Below are 16,996 nucleotides of genomic sequence, written 5' to 3' on the forward strand. Positions count from 1 at the left end.
TGCGTTTTCAGACGACCTTTTGCACTGGTCGGTTTATTTCTTCAAGAATGCCCGTTTCAGAATAATCAACCAATCTTTTTTATCCAAAACAGGACGTTGCGTAAATACATCGTATTTGCTGCCGTCCAGTTTCTGCAAAATCAGTTGTCCGCCGACAATAATCATCCGCAATTCAAATCCCAAGCGGCCTTTCAGCGTTTTACCCAAGGGCGAACCGCCTTTGAGCATTTGGAACGCACGGTTGCATTCATACGCCATCAGCCTTTGGAACGCAAAATCCGCTTTGCCTTCGGCAATTTGCGCTTCGCTGACATTAAATTTTTGCAAGTCGTCCTGCGGGATATAGACGCGGCCTTTCTGCCAATCGACGGCAACGTCCTGCCAAAAGTTGATGAGTTGTAATGCGGTGCAGATGCCGTCGCTTTGGGCGATGCTGACTTCGTCGGTTTGTCCGTACAGGTGCAGCATAATGCGCCCGACCGGATTGGCGGAACGGCGGCAGTAGTCGATCAGGTCGCCAAAATCCTGATAACGGGTTTTGACAACATCCTGACTGAATGCGGACAAAAGATCGTAAAACGGTTGCAGCGGCAGCTTGAAAGGTGCGATGGCTTCGCGTTGCAAACGTTGCATTAACGGAGTCAACGGCGCTTCGCCGCGCTGTATGCGGTCGAGCTCGGCTTTGAGTTCGTCCAAAGCGCGCAAGCGTTCAGCGGCTTCGGCATTGCCTTCGTCGGCGAGGTCGTCAGCAGTGCGCGCAAAAGCGTAAACGGCATGGGTGGGCTTACGCAGGCGGCGCGGCATGACAAGCGAGCCGACGGGGAAATTTTCGTAATGATTGACGGACATAGATATTTTAAATTCGGTATCTTGGGGTCGTCTGAAAGTACGGAGCCGCATTCTCAAATGGTTTACCAACAACGCGATATACTTTCAAACCCATATTAGCAACTCAGCATGATTTTAACACAACACATTATTTTATTAATGATTTAACTGTACGGTGCAAATGGAAATCCAAATTCAAAAACACCAAATCATCCTGTTGTCCAAATTCAGACGACCTTTTTCACAAAACGGATTTTAGATACAAAAAAGACGCGAAGTCATCAAACCTTGATTCAACACCACGCCTCCCTCATTCCCCAATATATCCGCAACCGTTTGATTCGCTTATAATCCTCATACTTCCAAGCAAGCGGAGACGACGATGGATATGATTATTTTCACTAATATTTTCTTAATCGTTCTATGTATTTTCACCATGCTGCTGGTGTGGTCGCGCAATTGGAAGCGCAAACAGGCGTATTTTGAAAAAATCAAAAACAATCCGGACAATCTGAAATGGCTTGAGCACAATCTGACTGGAAAAGAAACAACAGACCTTAAAAACATCAACGAGCATTTCGGGCTGCCTTTGCTGCAAGCGAAGCAACTGCTGGAATACTACAAGCAACAGTCAAAAAAATAATCTGTCTTTCCAAACAGGCGGACTGAATAGCGGGCAATATTCAGTCCGCCTGTTTTTTACCCGTTTCAAAAAATCTTTTTATTTCTGTATTGACAGAAATAAAAGACAAAAATAAAATACTCTCACTATGAAACTGAATCCGACCACTGAAAAATTCATCCTCCACTGGGGCGAAATGGGCACCAAATGGGGCGTCAACCGTACCGTTGCGCAAATCCATGCCCTGCTCTACATCTTGGGTAGACCGATGAATGCCGAAGAAATCACCGAAACGCTCGGCGTAGCGCGCTCCAATGTCAGCAACAGCATCAAAGAGCTGCAAAACTTGAGACTGGTGCATACCGTGCATATTCTGGGCGACAGGCGCGATCATTTTGAAACTTCAGACGACGTCTGGACTTTGTTTCGCACCATTGCAGAAATGCGTATGCAGCGTGAAATCGAACCGACGCGGCAATTTTTGCAAAGCCTGATCGACAGCCCTGAATTTAGTCAGGAAAACGAAACCGCCAAACAGCGAATCCGACAAACCCATGATTTCATCAATACGCTTACCATGTGGGCAAATGAAATGTTGAAACTTTCTACTTCAACCATGGTGAAAATTTTAAAAATAGGCGCCGGAATACAAAAATTTTTCCGATGATGCCAATCAAATGGTTTTTTATAGTGGATTAAATTTAAATCAGGACAAGGCGACGAAGCCGCAGACAGTACAGATAGTACGGCAAGGCGAGGCAACCCCGTACTGGTTTAAAGTTAATCCACTATAATATACCCAACCTGGTTTCTCTTACGCAATCATAGGTGTGTTATGTCGCATTCAACAGAAGATTATTTTGACTATCCGAGAGGGAGAGTCATTGTCGTTTATGCTGCATCTACGCTATTTTTTGCGTTTAGTCTCGGCTACTATGCTTTATTCTTTACCGTACCTGCCCTAATTTGCGGTTTGATCTTAAGCTTGACGTCTACATACAGAGACTTACACGGCCTTATACGGGCAATCATAACCGGATCGTTATGCGGTTGCCTGTATCTTTTACTGTTTGGTGCAGATTTTGTCACCAGCCTCCTAGCCGGCGTGGTAATAGGCGGTACTTATTCTTTAATTGTCGGTCTTTTGAGCTTACCCAATCCTCCGGGGGAGGATGATATTCAAGAACCTACCTAATTTTTTTACTCCAACATTTCTCTTTTGGCAGAAATTTTAGAAATTACAGACTAAATATATAAACAACCCGAAATGAAATTAGGAAACCAATATGTCTGGCAACGCTACGCACACTCTCCCCGCTTACCTGCCTTACTCGATGGGGCTGCTATGGCTTTGGAGCGGTACGCAACCTCTGTTCTTCATGCCTGAAATGTCATTGGATTTGCTGCATTCGGTCGGCATTCCTAATCCGTTGCAATGGCCGACATTAATCGTCGCTTCGCTGCTGGACATCGGTTTTGCCTTTTTATGCTTCAGCCGCTTTCGCTCCCGTTCAGCAATATGGCTGCTGCAATTGATAACCGTCGCAACATACAGCCTGATCATCGCCTTCAGGCTGCCTGAAATGTGGGCGCATCCATTTGCGCCTTTGGTAAAAAACCTGCCGATTATGGCTATTTTATTTTTCCTGTATCAATCCGTAGGAGATAAGAAATGAACACCTATTTAATTGTTAAAACCCTGCACATCATCTCGGCTACCTTAATGGTCGGCACCGGTTTTGGTACAGCGTTTTACCTCTTTTGGGCAAACCGCAGCGGCTCGGTTGCCGCGCAGTCGGTCGTATCGCATTGGGTCATCAAAGCAGATTGGTGGTTTACGACCCCCGCCGTCATTTTCCAACCCTTGTCCGGTTTATGGATGCTATACGAACGCAGCTATACCGTGTCGACGATGCTAGAACAAGATTGGATATGGATGACGCTTGGTTTATACGTTCTTTCGGGCATTTGCTGGCTGCCCGTTGTCTGGCTGCAAATCCGCATGGCAAAGATTGCTGAAAAAGCGCACAAAGAAAACGCAGACAGCATTCCGGAACCCTATTGGCGTTACGCCAGACGCTGGGAATTGCTGGGCTATCCCGCTTTTTGCGCCACTATCGTGATTTACTTCCTGATGGTAATGAAACCGATTTAAAGATTTTCAGACGACCTCAGCAACAACATAGAAAAACCATGAACATCATTATTTTCGGAGGCAGCGGCTTCATCGGCAGCCGTACCGCCCAAATCTTAAAAGAACAAGGTCACCAAGTTTGCACACCCGACCGCCGCGCCTTCGATTTTCTTCATCCCAACGAAACCGCCGCACGCCGTTTATTAGAGGGGCAAGACGTCCTCATCAACTGCATCGGCATCATGAACCGTCATGCTGAAATACTCGAAACCGTACACCACCACACGCCCAAACAGCTCGCCACATGGGCAAAAGCAGCAGACATAAAACGCTGGGTGCAACTATCCGCACTGGGTGCCGATCCATCTCAATCCATCAACTTTGTCGGCAGCAAAGGACGTGGAGATGATGCCGTCGCCCAAAGCGGCATACCGATTGCGATAGCCAGACCATCCGTCGTTTACGGGCGTGGGGGAACCAGCTGCGAACTGTTCATCAAACTGGCCCGCCTCCCTTTGCTTCCCCTGCCGGAAGGCGGACGCTTTTACTTACAGCCCGTACATCTTGCCGATGTTGCCGAAGGTTTGGCAAAACTGGCTGTCCAAACCGACACCGATCATAGCATCATCAATATGACCGGCAGTCAAACGCTGACCTTGGCAGAATACCTAACCACCCTCCGCTTAACCCTGCACCACAAACCGCCACAACGTATCCTGCCCATCCCCCTGCGCCTGATTGACCCTGCGCTGCCGTTGGTAAACATCCTCAGCAACGGCATCGTCAGCCGCAACAGTTTTGCCCTACTCGAGCAAGGTTCGTGCGCCGATTATTCTGATTTTGCAGCTTTACTGGGGAGAGAACCATTAGCCGCAGAAAACTTTTCCCGTCAAAGTTGAATCAGACATACACACGAAAAGGTCGTCTGAAACCGCCTCGTCATAAGCCGGTTTCAGACGACCTTTTACCCTAACGCAAGAGACCGCTGATACAATAAAGCGCCCGCCTGAAGAATATTTTGCTACAATATGTAATTATATGTTATATAATCAGTATATTATCAATAAAATAATATTTTTATCACGACTCATATTATGGCTCAGAAACTTAAAACACATATTAAATACATCCTACTTGCTTCCGTCTTGCTCTCCGGCTGTCAGACAACCTTTGAAGAAGATCAAACCCGGCGCAGCAAAATCACCCAATTCGCCCTCAATCACCCCGTAGCGGCGCAAGCCATCGGTATGGAAGACACAGGCTCATTCAATATCAGCAGCAATGCCACGCGTTTTGCCTACCGCAGCGGCTTAGACGACACAGCCAACGGAGATGGCAAAGGCACGCAGGTCAATGCCGTGCGCCAAGCCCTGTGGCAAGCCGCCATTACCTCCCAATTCGACAACGTAATCGCCGAAGAAGCAGGTAATGCCTACCTTGCCGACATCAAAATCCGCGAAGGGAAAATCAACTATTTCAGCCGTTATCTCGCGGACCAGGCAGTTGACCAACGCAACAACCGTATCGGCCGCAGCATCGGCAGCGGCAGACCCAATACCGACATGAAAACCCTTGCCGAAAGTGTTTTGCTCTATTACCACAAAATCGGCTTGTGGACCGCATCGGAAACACGCACCGGCGGACGCAAAGTATGGCGCATCACCCAAGAAAAACTCAGCCCTGCCGCCTACCGCGAAGCCATGAAAAATATCGAGCCGCTGGATGCCCAAGGCTTGCGTGAGGAAGAGCGCAATATGCCCAAACCCGACAAAATCGACTCGATTTCCAAAACGGTCAAAGCCATCAGAAAAGTAAAAGACTGATTTGTCGGTACTCTGAGCAAATTTTGAGTAATCTCCCAAAACGGCGTAAACTATCGTAAACCCATTTTCAGACGACCCCTGCTTGTAAAGAGGTCGTCTGAAAACATTTCTCCTGCCGATTTAGCTGTTTCCAGAAGGACAAAGGACGATTATGAACTTCCCACCGCGTTACGTTTCCGCCACCCGTATGCGCCGTATGCGCAAAGACGACTTTTCCCGCCGCCTGATGCGCGAGCATACCCTGACCGCAGACGATCTGATTTATCCCGTTTTCGTACTCGAAGGCAGCAACCAAGAAGAAGCCGTCCCCTCCATGCCCGGCGTGAAACGGCAAAGTCTGGACAAATTATTGTTCACCGCCGAAGAAGCCCTCAAGCTCGGCATACCCATGTTGGCACTCTTCCCCGTTGTTACCCAAAATAAAACCGAATTGGCAGAAGAAGCCTACAACCCCGAAGGACTCGTGCCGACCGTCGTACGCACCCTGCGCGAAAAATTCCCCGAACTGGGCATCATGACCGACGTCGCACTCGACCCCTACACCATCCACGGGCAAGACGGGCTGACCGATGCAAACGGCTACGTCCTCAACGACGAAACCATCGAAGTTTTAGTGAAACAAGCCTTGTGCCATGCCGACGCAGGTGCGCAGGTCGTCGCCCCGTCCGACATGATGGACGGTCGCATCCTCGCCATCCGCGAAGCCCTTGAAGACGCAGGACACATCCACACCCGCATCATGGCGTATTCCGCCAAATACGCTTCCGCATTTTACGGCCCATTCCGCGATGCGGTCGGCAGTTCCGGCAACTTGGGCAAAGCCGATAAGAAAACCTACCAAATGGACCCCGCCAATACCGACGAAGCCCTACACGAAGTCGCCCTCGACATTCAGGAAGGCGCGGATATGGTGATGGTCAAACCCGGTCTGCCCTATCTTGACGTTGTCCGCCGCGTCAAAGACGAGTTTGGCGTACCGACCTACGCCTATCAGGTTTCCGGCGAATACGCCATGCTTCAGGCAGCGATTCAAAACGGCTGGCTGGACGGCGAAAAAGTCATACTCGAAAGCCTGCTCGCCTTCAAACGCGCCGGCGCCGACGGTATTCTGACCTATTACGCCGTCGAAGCAGCAAAGATGTTGAAAAAATAAAACGACAACAAAATGCCGCCGGTTTTCACAGAATGCCCGGCGGCATTCACATTCAGGCATTTGCCTGACAAAATTTATTACAACGGAATGAATAATCAGGTAATTTCTGGTAAAATACTGCAACTCTCAAGCAAACACTTACAGCGTCCGTTTTATATAGTGGATTAAATTTAAATCAGGACAAGGCGACGAAGCCGCAGACAGTACAGATAGTACGGAACCGATTCACTTGGTGCTTCAGCACCTTAGAGAATCGTTCTCTTTGAGCTAAGGCGAGGCAACGCCGTACTGGTTTAAAGTTAATCCACTATAAAATTCAAAACATATACAATAAAATGAATACAACAACCGCAGATACACTATTCCGGGAAGCTCACTCATTCATGACCCAAATCCCGCCCGATTTTGCCGCCGCAGTCCCGCTGTTGCAAAAAGCGGCAAACGAAGGTCATACGGAAGCAGAATTCCATCTTGCAGGCTGCCTGTTGCAAGGGCAAGGCATACCTGCCAACCGCGAAGCCGGCATACGCCTGATGCAGCAAGCGGCGCGTGACGGTCATCCCTACGCCAGTTATAACCTTCTTCAAATCCAAGAAGCACAAGGCATGCCGCTCAATACCCTGCTTCCTTCCTATCGGGAATTGGCAGAAGCGGGCATTATCGAAGCACAGCTTAAACTGATGCGCGCTTATCATGACGCAGGTCAGCACGAAGAAGCCGTCGATTGGGCCGTACTTGCCGCGCGTCAGCAAAACCCTCAAGCCTTATATTTCTTGGGGCAGCATTGCCAATATACTTCGCCGCCCGATTATCCCCAATCACACCAGCTTTACCAACTCGCCGCCAAACAAGGATTTACTCCAGCGAATTGGCAGCTTGGGTTGCAATACAAGCTCGGACAAGGCGTGGCGCCAGATATTGATCAGGCAGCCCAACACCTCTACATCGCGGCAAGTGACAACATTGCGCCTGCACAGGTCGCCCTTGCGGAAATTCTGCTTCCGACCCATCCCGACAAAGCCATCCGTTGGCTGGAAACCGCCGCCAGACAAAACAGCAGCGATGCTTACGCCAAGCTCGCAGAAATTCATCTGTTGGGCAAAGATGTTCCGAAAGACACGGATAAAGCACGCCGCTACGCCAAAGCAGCCGCCCGCCGCAATCATCCCGAAGCGCTGCGTTTACTCGGCGATATCTACCGCTACGGACTGGGTATCCTTCCCGAGCCCTCCAAAGCGCGCCATTACTATCAGCTTGCTGCTGATTTGGGCAATCTTGCTGCACACCAAAAACTACTCGCCGACATTGCCCTGAACAATAAGCAAAACTACCCCCAAGCCAAAGAACACGCGTTGCAACGCCAACAGGCAGAGCAATTCTATCAGCTGGCTTTTGCCGCCCATTACGGTCTGAACCGCTCGCCCGACCATACTGAAGCGTTAACGCTCTATCAACAGGCCGCAGATTTGGGACACAGCAAAGCGCAAACCAATCTCGGCATGATGTACTACAACGGTCATGGAACAGAGACCGACTATACCGAAGCCGCCAAATGGTTCGCGCAGGCGGCACAGCAAAAAGACACGATGGCGCAATACAACCTCGCCTGTCTCTATTTCCACGGGACAGGCGTCCGCCGCAATACTGCTTTGGCATGCCGTTGGCTCGAAACCGCCATTAACGACGGTCACGAACAATCTGAAATCCTCAAGCAACTGCTGGCGCATTGGAAACAGCAACTCCCATAATATCCTACGCGCGGCAACATTTTTCCAAAGAAGCTGCCAACGCTTGTGATATCCATCCAAACCATTGCCTCCGCGTTGCGATTAATGAGGTATCGTTCTACGATAAGTTGTATCACTTGCCCATTTTAAAAAATATAGTGGATTAACTTTAAACCAGTACGGCGTTGCCTCGCCTTAGCTCAAAGAGAACGATTCTCTAAGGTGCTGAAGCACCAAGTGAATCGGTTCCGTACTATCTGTACTGTCTGCGGCTTCGTCGCCTTGTCCTGATTTAAATTTAATCCACTATATTGGAAAACAATAGAAAAGGTCATCTGAAAACCCTGATTGGGGATTTTCAGACGACCTTTGTCTTTGCCGGTTGGTCTATCCGGATATTAGAAATCCAATTCCGCTTTCAGCCAGTAAGTACGCGGCATGCCGACGACGGCGAAGCTGCGGTCGTATTGCCCGCGCTGTACCTGCCAGTAGTTTTTGTTGAACAGGTTTTCCACCGAGCTGCTGACGGTCAGGGTATTTTTGCCGAGCTTGGTTTTGTAGCGCGCACCTACGTCAACCAAGGTATAGGATGGGAAGGCGTATTGTTTTTGCGTGTCTTGATAAGACTTGCCGAAGTACGAAACGTTGCCGTTCAGCGTCAAGCCTTCGGCAAACGGGGTGTCCCATTCCACGCCCGCTTTGGCAATCACGCGCGGGTTGGCGACTTGTACGCCGTTAACCAAATTATCGGCGAAATTCGGATAATCTTTTACGGTTGATTGCAGATACATCAGACCGAAAGTCGGACGCAGGGTTTTGTTCAACAAGTTGGCATAGGTATTGAACTCAATACCGCGGCTGCGCTCCATGCCTTGCTCGGAACCGCTATAAGCCAAGCCTGCATTTTTGCGCGCTGCGAAATCAGTACCTGAAGTTGTGTTGCCGCGCCAGTAGCCCGGACGTTTGATTTGGAACGCGTTTAAAGTGGTTACAAAGTCGCCCCAGTTTTTGCGTACGCCGACTTCAAATTGGCGGCTGACGCGCGGATCTGCCATCGTCACATGACCGTCCTCATCGGTACGGATGTTGGACGGCTCCAAATCTTCCATATAGTTTCCGTAAACCACCAAATCAGGCTGCGGAACCCATGCCGCCATCAACATCGGGCTGAAACGGTTCGCATCCGCTTTGCGGCCGTTTAATTTGTTTTTCTGCTCGACGGCTTGGAAACGCCCGCCCAAAGTGAGTCGGTATTTGTTGTCGGCAAAACCAAGCGTGTCAGATACCGCCAAACTGTTCACTTTGATCACGGTGTCCACTGAAGGCGTTGCACTCCATGCCGTTCCTAAGTTGGAATCCAATTTTGCCAACTGGGTTGGAATATCAAGGCTCGGATCGATAACGCTGCTTCGTGTTTGACGTGCGCCTTGATAAGTGGTGCGTTTACGGTCGATACGGTCAAATGCGGCACTCCAGTTGTGACTTACCGGTCCGGTTTCAAATTCGCCGCGAGCAGTCAGATTCATACTGAGCGTTTTGAAACGCTGGTCGGTCAAACGTGCGCGACCTGAATTGTAGGTCAAACCGCTGCTTGTGACGGTAGGAGAGGCGAAATTACCGTAATAACGTGCATTGTTGTAGCCGATACCGCCTGTAATTTGGGCATTTTCAAATGCATCCCATTCGAAAGTCAGCATATTCGTTTGACCGCGCGTATTTTGAGCCTGCCAGCTCGGCGCCAGATTCACTTTGCCTTCAGGTGCGGCAAACAAGCGTCCGTTGGCGTTTTGAATGTCCTGCATACGCGCGCGGCCGCCGTTGGTTTTGCGTTTGGCGTAGATGGAGTCGAACGCCACGCGCAGTGTTTCGCCGCGGTAGTCGGCATTTAAGGCAAATTCTTTGTTGTCTTCGCTGTAACCGTGGCGCGGGGTGTCGCCGTGGCGCAGTTTGCCGTTGGCACGCACGCCGAATTCTTTGTTTTCGCCGAAACGTTGACCCAAGTCGAATGTGCCTTGTGCGCGGTTGTTGCTGAACCAGCCCAGACCGATTTTGCGGTTGCCTTCATCGGCGGCTTTTTTGGTTTCGATATTGACGGAGCCGGATACCGCGCCTTCGGGGTCCATGCCGTTTACGGCGGTGGACGCGCCTTTAATCAATTGCGCGGAGCCGACATGTACGCTGGCTGTGCCTTGCGTGCCGTACATACCTGCCAAACCGTTGACGCTGAATTGGCGCGCATCAAGCTGATAACCGCGGAAATACAAGCCGGTCAATGTGTTGCTTTCGCCGCCGAACTGCCAAACGGAAGCGTCTTTTTTCGCTACGGCATCCACTAAAGTACGCGATTCGGTGTTGTTGAGGGCTTGTTCGTCGTAGTTGACGACGGTAATCGGCGCGGTAAAGGCGTTGGCTTTGCCCAATACGCCCAAGTTCACGCGGTCGCGCAAGTCGCCGTCGCTGGCGATGGAGTAAGAACGGGCGGCTTTGACGCGTTTGGCATCGGCGCGGACATTGACTTCCTGCAACTGCTGTTGCACAGGGGTTTCGGGTGTCGCTTCATCGGCGGCATACGAAAATGCGCTCGCAATCAAAAGCGGCATCAGGGCTAATTTGCTGTTCATAAATTCCTTCTGTCTTTGAGGTGGGTTATTTTTGTTGCAATAAGCGTTAAAAATCACAAAGTAATTTTGCTGAGGAATTATATTTGATAACATTCTGCTTTTCTATAAAAAGTGATGATAACTATTTGTAAAAACAAAAATACAACATCAATCAAAACTTTATCCATAGTAATTGTAAATTATTTTATTAAGCGGAGAATCAGGGTTTCAGACGACCCCTACCCGCTGCCTGCCTCAAGAGACAACGCATATGCAAAAATGGCAAACCGAGCTTTATTCCACGCCGTCTTGGCTGTTACAGACCTTGTTGATGGTCGCCGCCGCCTCGGCGGTGATTCTGTTTTTGGCACGCGAAACGCGCTTCGGGCGTGAGTTTGCCTATATCCTGCGGCTGTGCCTGACGCCAAAAAGCGCGGTCAAAGTATTGCTGCTGATTACGGCGATGATTGCGCTGCTGCTGACCGAAGTGCGGCTGAATGTATTGAGTACCTTTATGTCCAAAGGGCTTTACGACTCGATGCAGGATTTGAACGCCTCCGCGTTTTGGATGTTTGCAGCGATGAACGCGGGCGTGGTGTTGGTGCGGGCGTTTAACAACGTCGTCAACGACTTTCTCGACCAAGGCTTGGCGATTAAATGGTCGGAGCGGCTTAATGAAGTGCTGACGACGCGCTGGCTTGCCGACAAAAACTACTACCGCCTGCAAATGCGCCGCCATGCGCCGGACAACATCGACCAGCGTATCCAACAAGACGCGCAGGATTTCATCGCCTCAACCATAGAATTTGTGCGCGGCATGGTCAATTCGGTCGTTACCTCGCTGGAATTTGCCGTTGTTTTGTGGGGCTTGGCGGGCATCCTGACCGTGTTCGGTTTCGACATTCCGCACGGCATCGTTTGGTTTGTCTATATGTTTGTGATTTTGGCGACCTTTATCGCCATGTGGATAGGCAACCCGTTGATTCGTTACAACTATGAAAACGAAAAACTCAACGGCGACTACCGTTATTCCCTCATCCGCGTGCGCGACCACGCCGAAAGCGTGGCGTTTTACAGCGGCGAACAACACGAACACGACCAGCTTGCCAACCGCTTCAAAGCCATCATCCGCAACCGCTGGCGTATCGCCCGCCAAAGCGTCTGCTTAAGCGGCTTTAACGATATGTTTACCAACGGAATCAAGCTCTTCCCCATTATTTTGCAAGCCCCGCGCCTGTTTGCCGGACAAATCAAAATCGGCGACATCCAGCAGACCGTCCAAGCCTTCTCCCGACTGCAAAACGCCCTCTCCTTCTTTCGGATGTTCTACAACAAATTCACCGCCTACCGCGCCCGACTGGAGCGTCTGTACGGATTCTTGCTGAGTACGGAAGAACAACATAGCGCGCAGCAGCCTGACATTACCGAAGTTTCAGACGACCTCTCGCTGGAAAACGTCGCCCTGTTCCGCCACAACGGCGAAATCCTGTTGAGCGGCATCAACGTCAACCTCAAAAGCGGCGATTCCCTGCTGATACGTGGTCCGAGCGGTTGCGGCAAAACCTCGCTGCTGCGCGCGCTGGCAGGGCTTTGGCCGTTCGGCAGCAGCGGCAAAGTCAGCCGTCCGCCGCATCAAGACATCCTCTTCCTGCCGCAACGCCCGTACACAGCGCAAGGCAGCCTGCGCGACGCGATTTGTTACCCCGACATCGACAAACAGCATCCTGAGCTAGCCGAAGCCATGAATACCTGCCGCTTAGGTTATCTGATTGATAAATTAGACAAAACCGACGACTGGCAACACAAGCTCTCCCCCGGCGAACTGCAACGCGTTGCCTTTGTCCGCGCCCTGCTCTCGCAGCCCAAAGTCATCCTACTCGACGAAGCCACCGCCGCCTTGGACGAACCGACTGAAGCCCTGCTCTACCGCGCCCTGAAACAAAAACTGCCGCAGAGCATCATCATCAGCATCGGCCACCGCAGCACGCTCAACGAGTTTCACGATTTCCGCCTCGATGTCGGCAACGCAGCTTGCGATTGAATGTATAGTGGATTAACTTTAGACCAGTACGGCGTTGCCTCGCCTTGCCGTACTATCTGTACTGTCTGCGGCTTCGTCACCTTGTCCTGATTTAAATTTAATCCACTATAAAGCGACGAGGTCGTCTGAAAACCCGTAAGGGTTTCGCCAAAACGAGCGCAGCGAGTTTCGCTAAAACTTTTTCAGACGACCTTTCTGCTAAAATGACACGCTTCAAATACGAGGGAACCCGCCATGCACGAAATCAAATGCCCGCACTGCCATACCGCGTTTACCGTCAACGAAGCCAGTTACGCCGACATCCTGAACCAAGTCCGCACCCAAGAATTTCAAACCGAAATACACGAACGCCTGCAACAGGCGCAGATGCAGTTTCAAAGCGACATACAGCTTGCCCAAGCGCAGGCGCAAAATCAGTTCGACAAAATCTTAGCCGACAAAAACCACGAAATCGCCACCCTGTCCAACCAAATCAACGCTTACGAAAAAGACAGCAAACTCGCCGCCGCCGAAATCGAAGGTCGTCTGAAAGCGCAAATCGCCGAGCAGGACAAATTGATTGCCGAACTGAAAGCGCAGGCAAAATCGCTGGAAACGGCGAAAAACATGGAAAAAGAGCTGGAAATCACCAAAGCCGTTGCCGAAAAAGAGCGCGAATTGGGCAATTTGAACACGCAGCTCATGCTGCAATCCAAAGAAAACCAGTTGGAAAAACAAAGCCTGCGCGAAAAATACGAAGCCGAACTCAAACAAAAAGACGAAACCATCGCCTTCTACAAAGACTTCAAAGCCAGACAGTCCACCAAAATGATAGGCGAAAGCCTCGAGCAGCACTGCGAAACCGAATTCAACCGCATCCGCACCACCGCCTTTCCACAAGCTGTCTTCGGCAAGGACAACGACGCCAAAACCGGCAGCAAAGGCGACTACATCTACCGCGAAACCGACGAAGAAGGCAACGAAATCATCTCCATCATGTTTGAGATGAAAAACGAAAACGACGAAACCGCCACCAAAAAGAAAAATGAACACTTTTTCAAAGAGTTGGACAAAGACCGCAGAGAGAAAAACTGTGAATACGCCGTCCTCGTCTCACTCTTGGAAGCTGACAGCGACCTCTACAACAACGGCATCGTCGATGTATCCTACGCCTACCCGAAAATGTATGTCGTACGCCCGCAGTTCTTCATCCCCATCGTTTCCCTGCTGCGCAACGCCGCGCTCAATTCATTGAAATACAAACAAGAATTGGCACAAATGCGCGCGCAAAACATCGACATCACGCACTTTGAAGAAGACTTGGACAAGTTCAAAACCGACTTCGCCCGCAATTACGAACTCGCCAGCCGCAAGTTCCAAACCGCCATCGACGAAATCGACAAAACCATCAGCCACCTGCAAAAAACCAAAGAAGCCCTGCTCTCTTCGGAAAACAACCTGCGCCTCGCCAACAACAAAGCAACCGATTTGACCGTCAAAAAATTAGTACGCAAAAATCCGACCATGAAGGCTGCCTTTGCCGCGTTGGAGAAAAAAGAGGATTAGACTTGCATCATGAATGGACATAGACACCCGCCAGCCGTCACGCCCGCGTAAATACGCCCGCGTAAACAGGAATGACGGCGGACAGGTGTTTCGTTTTCCATCAATCCGTAAGCAAATCCATTTGTCCAAACATACAAAAAGGTCGTCTGAAACAGATGGTTTGGCTGTTTCAGACGACCTTTTATTTAGATTCAGGCTTTCGATTTAAGCCACTTGTGTTTGATGCTCGTCGCCATTGCGTTCGCGGATTTTGCCCAAGCGGTAAACCGTTTCGCCTTGTTCGGTTAAGAATGCCTGTACCGCATCGGCATCTTCTTCGGCAATCACGACCACCATGCCGATGCCGCAGTTGAAGGTACGGTACATTTCTTGCGTTTCCACATTGCCTGCCTGTTGCAGCCATTGGAACAGCTTGGGCAATTCCCATGCTTTGGCGTCGATTTGGGCGACGGTGTTTTCAGGCAGGATGCGCGGCACGTTTTCGGTGATGCCGCCGCCGGTGATGTGCGCCATGCCTTTAATGGTGAATTTTTCCAAAGCGGCGAGGATGGGTTTCACATACAGGCGGGTCGGGGCGATGATGGTTTCGCGCAGTGTTTTGCCGTTGTCGAATTCGGCATCCAAATCGGGATTGTCGCGGGCGATGATTTTGCGGACGAGGGAGTAGCCGTTGGAATGCGCGCCGTTGGAAGCCAGACCCAACACGATGTCGCCCGCTTTGATGCTGCGGCCGTTGATGACGCTTTCTTTTTCGACCACGCCGACGGCAAAGCCCGCCAAGTCGTATTCGCCTTCGGGATACATGCCGGGCATTTCGGCGGTTTCACCTCCGATAAGGGCGCAGCCGGATTCTTCGCAACCTTGGGCGATGCCTTTAATCACGTCGGTAGCGCGGGCGACGTCGAGTTTGCCGCAGGCGAAATAGTCGAGGAAGAACAAAGGTTCCGCGCCTTGAACCAAAATATCATTGACGCTCATGGCGACGAGGTCGATGCCGACGGTGTCGTGTTTGTCCCAATCGAAGGCGAGTTTGAGCTTGGTGCCTACGCCGTCTGTGCCGCTGACGAGGACAGGATTTTTGTATTTTTTGCTGATTTCGACCAATGCGCCGAAGCCGCCCAAATCACCCAACACTTCGGGACGCATGGTGCGTTTGGCAAAAGGTTTGATGTTTTCGACCAGTTGATCGCCGGCGTCAATGTCCACGCCTGCGTCGCGGTAGCTCAGTGGAGTGCTCATGAATGGGTTCCTTATCGTGATTGGGACGGAAAAACGATGGAGCGTATTTTACCTTATTTTGCAGGCGCGGGCTTGGATTTTTCGGTGATTTTGTAAACAATCTGAGGTTTCAGACGACCTCATTTATTCTGTTATACTGGACGGCTAGGGGTCGTCTGAAAATCATCGCGGCGGCTCCCGCTGAAACACACATGGAAAGGTTTTATGTATCAGAAAAAAACGCGCGGCATGAAGCCGTGGATCATTATGGGCTGCGTGATTGCGGCTTTTGTCTGGCTGCTGTACGCGCTGGGCGACATCCTGACGCCGTTTATTGTGGCGGCCGTCTTGGCTTATGTATTGAATCCGCTGGTGGAATGGTTGCAGAAAAAACGGATCAAACGCGCTCCTGCTTCCATGATCGTGATGGTATTGGCGCTGCTGTTGCTGCTGTCGCTGATGCTGATCATCGTGCCTATGCTGATCAACCAGTTCAACAATATGGTCAGCCGCATTCCCCAAATCGTCGATTTTACGCAAAACAAACTATTGCCTTGGCTGAACAATGCCGCAGGCGATTATATGCAAATTGATCAGGAGTCGGTCATTGCATGGTTGCAATCCCATACGGGCGAATTGAGCAACACGCTCAAGGCTTGGATGCCGATGCTGATGCGCCAAAGCGGCAACGTCATCAGTGGCATGAGTAATCTGATACTGCTGCCGCTCTTGCTGTATTATTTCCTTTTGGACTGGAAACGCTGGTCTTACGGAATCAGTGCCTTAGTTCCGCGCCGCTTTATCGACACTTATACGCGCATCACCAGCAATATGGATGAAGTTTTGGGCGAGTTCCTGCGCGGACAGTTGATGGTAATGCTGATTATGGGGCTTGTGTACGGGGTCGGGCTGATGCTGGTCGGACTGGATTCCGGTTTCGCCATCGGTATGATTGCCGGTATTTTGGTGTTTATCCCGTATTTGGGCGCATTTACCGGACTTTTGCTGGCAACCGTCGCCGCTTTGCTGCAATTTAGCACATGGAACGGTCTGATTATGGTGTGGGTAGTGTTCGCTATCGGACAATTCCTCGAGAGCTTTATCGTTACCCCAAAAATCGTCGGCGACCGCATCGGTCTGTCGCCTTTCTGGGTGATTTTCTCATTGATGGCTTTCGGACAACTCATGGGCTTCGTCGGCATGCTCGCCGGTCTGCCGCTTGCCGCCGTAACCTTAGTCCTGTTGCGCGAAGGTGTGAACGCTTATTTCCACAGCCGTTTTTACAAACACAAGTAAAAGGACAAA

General features: G+C 50.6%; 14 protein-coding genes. 11 read left to right on the forward strand and 3 right to left on the reverse strand.

Annotation, left to right across the window (positions count from 1 at the left end; all coding sequences use genetic code 11):
• Positions 1–33 precede the first annotated feature (33 nt).
• Positions 34–849: a squalene synthase HpnC gene (gene hpnC, locus DBZ16_RS01975; protein WP_107812740.1), complete on the reverse strand. Its 816-nt coding sequence runs from the start codon at positions 847–849 to the stop codon at positions 34–36.
• Positions 850–1,210: 361 nt separating this feature from the next.
• Between hpnC and DBZ16_RS01980 the strand changes: the two genes are divergently transcribed.
• The 8 genes from DBZ16_RS01980 to DBZ16_RS02030 all read left to right on the forward strand — a co-directional run bounded on the left by DBZ16_RS01980 (position 1,211) and on the right by DBZ16_RS02030 (position 8,308).
• Positions 1,211–1,471: a hypothetical protein gene (locus DBZ16_RS01980; protein WP_107812741.1), complete on the forward strand. Its 261-nt coding sequence runs from the start codon at positions 1,211–1,213 to the stop codon at positions 1,469–1,471.
• Between the two features lie 127 nt (positions 1,472–1,598).
• Complete coding sequence (locus DBZ16_RS01985; RefSeq protein WP_070495920.1) at positions 1,599–2,117, forward strand: GbsR/MarR family transcriptional regulator; 519 nt, start codon at positions 1,599–1,601, stop codon at positions 2,115–2,117.
• A 619-nt stretch (positions 2,118–2,736) separates the two neighbouring features.
• Positions 2,737–3,126: a DoxX-like family protein gene (locus tag DBZ16_RS01995; protein WP_107812743.1), complete on the forward strand. Its 390-nt coding sequence runs from the start codon at positions 2,737–2,739 to the stop codon at positions 3,124–3,126.
• Positions 3,123–3,605, forward strand: coding sequence for a DUF2269 family protein (locus DBZ16_RS02000; RefSeq protein ID WP_107812744.1), 483 nt, complete (start codon positions 3,123–3,125; stop codon positions 3,603–3,605). The genes DBZ16_RS01995 and DBZ16_RS02000 overlap by 4 nt, the downstream gene beginning before the upstream one ends.
• A 38-nt stretch (positions 3,606–3,643) precedes the next feature.
• Positions 3,644–4,483 carry an NAD-dependent epimerase/dehydratase family protein gene (locus DBZ16_RS02005; RefSeq protein WP_107812745.1) on the forward strand — a complete coding sequence of 280 codons (840 nt, stop codon included), beginning with the start codon at positions 3,644–3,646 and terminating at the stop codon, positions 4,481–4,483.
• 195 nt (positions 4,484–4,678) lie between these two features.
• Entirely contained in the window at positions 4,679–5,407 is a 729-nt protein-coding gene (locus DBZ16_RS02015) for a DUF6973 domain-containing protein (RefSeq protein WP_049230463.1), read from the forward strand.
• A 151-nt stretch (positions 5,408–5,558) separates the two neighbouring features.
• Positions 5,559–6,560, forward strand: a complete 1,002-nt coding sequence (gene hemB, locus DBZ16_RS02020) for a porphobilinogen synthase (protein ID WP_107812746.1) — start codon at positions 5,559–5,561, stop codon at positions 6,558–6,560.
• Between the two features lie 335 nt (positions 6,561–6,895).
• Positions 6,896–8,308, forward strand: coding sequence for a tetratricopeptide repeat protein (locus DBZ16_RS02030; protein WP_107812747.1), 1,413 nt, complete (start codon positions 6,896–6,898; stop codon positions 8,306–8,308).
• Positions 8,309–8,685: 377 nt separating this feature from the next.
• On the opposite strand, the gene DBZ16_RS02035 is transcribed toward DBZ16_RS02030, so the two are convergent.
• A complete protein-coding gene (locus tag DBZ16_RS02035) occupies positions 8,686–10,908 on the reverse strand; it encodes a TonB-dependent receptor (RefSeq protein WP_107812748.1) in 2,223 nt (740 codons plus the stop codon).
• 250 nt (positions 10,909–11,158) lie between these two features.
• On the opposite strand from DBZ16_RS02035, the gene DBZ16_RS02040 reads away from it, so the two are divergent.
• Complete coding sequence (locus DBZ16_RS02040) at positions 11,159–12,928, forward strand: ABC transporter ATP-binding protein/permease (RefSeq protein ID WP_107812749.1); 1,770 nt, start codon at positions 11,159–11,161, stop codon at positions 12,926–12,928.
• Between the two features lie 234 nt (positions 12,929–13,162).
• Complete coding sequence (locus DBZ16_RS02050) at positions 13,163–14,473, forward strand: DUF2130 domain-containing protein (RefSeq protein WP_107812750.1); 1,311 nt, start codon at positions 13,163–13,165, stop codon at positions 14,471–14,473.
• 204 nt (positions 14,474–14,677) lie between these two features.
• Here the strand turns inward: DBZ16_RS02050 and purM are convergent, their stop codons facing one another.
• A complete protein-coding gene (gene purM, locus DBZ16_RS02055; RefSeq protein WP_107812751.1) occupies positions 14,678–15,712 on the reverse strand; it encodes a phosphoribosylformylglycinamidine cyclo-ligase in 1,035 nt (344 codons plus the stop codon).
• A gap of 204 nt (positions 15,713–15,916) precedes the next feature.
• Between purM and DBZ16_RS02060 the strand changes: the two genes are divergently transcribed.
• The gene (locus tag DBZ16_RS02060; RefSeq protein ID WP_107812752.1) at positions 15,917–16,987 is read left to right on the forward strand and encodes an AI-2E family transporter; all 1,071 of its coding nucleotides are present in this window, start codon (positions 15,917–15,919) and stop codon (positions 16,985–16,987) included.
• Positions 16,988–16,996 lie beyond the last annotated feature (9 nt).

The organism is Neisseria sicca, from assembly GCF_003044565.1.
In the GTDB taxonomy this organism is placed as follows: Bacteria; Pseudomonadota; Gammaproteobacteria; order Burkholderiales; family Neisseriaceae; genus Neisseria; species Neisseria sicca_A.

What these genes read in the sequence shown, in the direction of transcription:
- DBZ16_RS01995 (WP_107812743.1), top strand. Translation starts at nt 2,737, where the DNA reads ATGTCTGGCAACGCTACGCACACTCTCCCCGCTTACCTGCCTTACTCG.
- DBZ16_RS02050 (WP_107812750.1), top strand. Translation starts at nt 13,163, where the DNA reads ATGCACGAAATCAAATGCCCGCACTGCCATACCGCGTTTACCGTCAAC.
- DBZ16_RS02060 (WP_107812752.1), top strand. Translation starts at nt 15,917, where the DNA reads ATGTATCAGAAAAAAACGCGCGGCATGAAGCCGTGGATCATTATGGGC.
- hpnC (WP_107812740.1), bottom strand. Translation starts at nt 849, where the DNA reads ATGTCCGTCAATCATTACGAAAATTTCCCCGTCGGCTCGCTTGTCATG.
- hemB (WP_107812746.1), top strand. Translation starts at nt 5,559, where the DNA reads ATGAACTTCCCACCGCGTTACGTTTCCGCCACCCGTATGCGCCGTATG.
- DBZ16_RS02040 (WP_107812749.1), top strand. Translation starts at nt 11,159, where the DNA reads ATGCAAAAATGGCAAACCGAGCTTTATTCCACGCCGTCTTGGCTGTTA.
- DBZ16_RS02030 (WP_107812747.1), top strand. Translation starts at nt 6,896, where the DNA reads ATGAATACAACAACCGCAGATACACTATTCCGGGAAGCTCACTCATTC.
- DBZ16_RS01985 (WP_070495920.1), top strand. Translation starts at nt 1,599, where the DNA reads ATGAAACTGAATCCGACCACTGAAAAATTCATCCTCCACTGGGGCGAA.
- DBZ16_RS02035 (WP_107812748.1), bottom strand. Translation starts at nt 10,908, where the DNA reads ATGAACAGCAAATTAGCCCTGATGCCGCTTTTGATTGCGAGCGCATTT.
- DBZ16_RS02005 (WP_107812745.1), top strand. Translation starts at nt 3,644, where the DNA reads ATGAACATCATTATTTTCGGAGGCAGCGGCTTCATCGGCAGCCGTACC.
- DBZ16_RS01980 (WP_107812741.1), top strand. Translation starts at nt 1,211, where the DNA reads ATGGATATGATTATTTTCACTAATATTTTCTTAATCGTTCTATGTATT.
- DBZ16_RS02000 (WP_107812744.1), top strand. Translation starts at nt 3,123, where the DNA reads ATGAACACCTATTTAATTGTTAAAACCCTGCACATCATCTCGGCTACC.
- DBZ16_RS02015 (WP_049230463.1), top strand. Translation starts at nt 4,679, where the DNA reads ATGGCTCAGAAACTTAAAACACATATTAAATACATCCTACTTGCTTCC.
- purM (WP_107812751.1), bottom strand. Translation starts at nt 15,712, where the DNA reads ATGAGCACTCCACTGAGCTACCGCGACGCAGGCGTGGACATTGACGCC.